Annotated in this window: 2 protein-coding genes; one reads left to right on the top strand and one right to left on the bottom strand. The window is 75.4% G+C overall.

What is annotated here, in order from left to right:
* Nucleotides 1-913 (bottom strand): MerR family transcriptional regulator (locus H5J33_RS35295; protein WP_181798724.1); only part of this gene is annotated, 913 nt, incomplete at its 3' end.
* A gap of 66 nt (nt 914-979) precedes the next feature.
* Here H5J33_RS35295 and H5J33_RS35290 point away from each other — a divergent pair.
* Nucleotides 980-1,386 (top strand): alpha/beta fold hydrolase (locus H5J33_RS35290; RefSeq protein ID WP_181798723.1); only part of this gene is annotated, 407 nt, incomplete at its 3' end.

The raw sequence follows: 1,386 nt of genomic DNA, 5'->3' as shown, positions 1-1,386 counted from the left end.
CCGTCGCCGTGTCCGCGGTCAGCGCCTCACGGAGCCAGGCGTCGGCCGCGCCGAGGGTGAGGCCGGGTATCAGTGTCCCGGCCAGGTGCCAGTAGCGGTGCATCACCGGGTGGTCCGCGGCGGCGAGGCGGACCGCCAGCGCCTGACGGAAGGCGGGGGTGTCCCGGGTGCCGGCGGCCCGTGCGTAGGCGGCGGCATAGCAGTCCAGGGCCTCCCCCGGGCCCGGGGCGCGACCGGCCCGTACGGCGGCCTCCACCAGTTGGTGGGCCTCGTGCAGGCCGTCGTAGAGCAGGTCCGGGTGGGTCTCGGTGACGGGCCGGTGGCCGGCGAGGCAGTGGTCCGTGGCGGCCGTGGCCAGCGCGTGCAGGCGGGCGAAGGCGAGGACCTGGTCCGGGGCGGGGTCGGCGGGAGGCTGGGGAACGGCCGCCTCGGTGACCGCGGTGCGGAGCCGGGCGGACAGCCGGGTGGGCAGCAGCCGGCGCCAGTAGTGGGCGATCGCGGAGGTGTCGGGCGGCACGTTCACCGCTCCGATCAGCTCCAGGCGCTCCGCCAACCGGCCCGGTTCGCTCTCCTGTAGCACCCGCAGCGCGGCCTCCCGCCAGCGCAGGGCGGCGAGTTGACCGCCGATGTCGTCCAACCGCCGTGCCACCACGGCTTCCAGGCCGTCGCCGGATCCCGGACCGTCGCCGGATTCCAGGACCCGCTTGATCTCGGGGACGGGGACGTCGAGGGCGCGCAGCGACCGGATCGTCCGCAGCCGGGCCAGGGCGTCCGGCCCGTAGCGCCGGTGGCCGCCGCCGCTGCGGGCCGCTTCGGGCAGCAGGCCCTGGTCGGAGTAGAAGCGGATGGTCTTGACCGTGGTGCGGGCCCGCGCCGCCAGGTCGCCGATGCTCAGGGTGCCGTCCGATGACACAGGTTGAACCTCCCTCAGGGGGAGTTCCTACGTTACCCGCGACGACCTACTTGCCTGGAGGCGCTGATGTCTGCGTTTGTGCTGGTCTCCGGCCCGTTCACCGACGGGCGGATCTGGAACGCGGTGGTGGGCCCGCTGCGGCGGAAGGGCGCCGGGGCTCACCCGGTGACACTGGACATGCGGCCGGAGGCGGACCTGGAGACGCATGTCCAGGACGTGGTCCGGCTGATCGACTCCCTCGACGTGCCGCGGGTGGTGCTGGTCGGCCACGACTACGCCATCCACCCGGTGCTGGGCGCGGCCGACCTGCGTCCGGAGCGGGTGGCCCGCGTCGTCTACCTGGACGCCGGGCTGCCGGAGCACGGCGACCCGGCCCTGGCCCTCGTACCGGACCCGGCCGTGCACGAGCTGCTGGGCGCCGGCGGTAACCCGGGGCCCGTCCCGCCGCCCGGGCCCCGGGACTGGCAGCGCTG

It is taken from the genome of Streptomyces sp. WELS2 (assembly GCF_013870595.1).
GTDB lineage: Bacteria > Actinomycetota > Actinomycetes > Streptomycetales > Streptomycetaceae > Streptomyces.
Note: the sequence above shows the minus strand (reverse complement) of the source record. Positions and strands in the feature narration are given on the sequence as shown.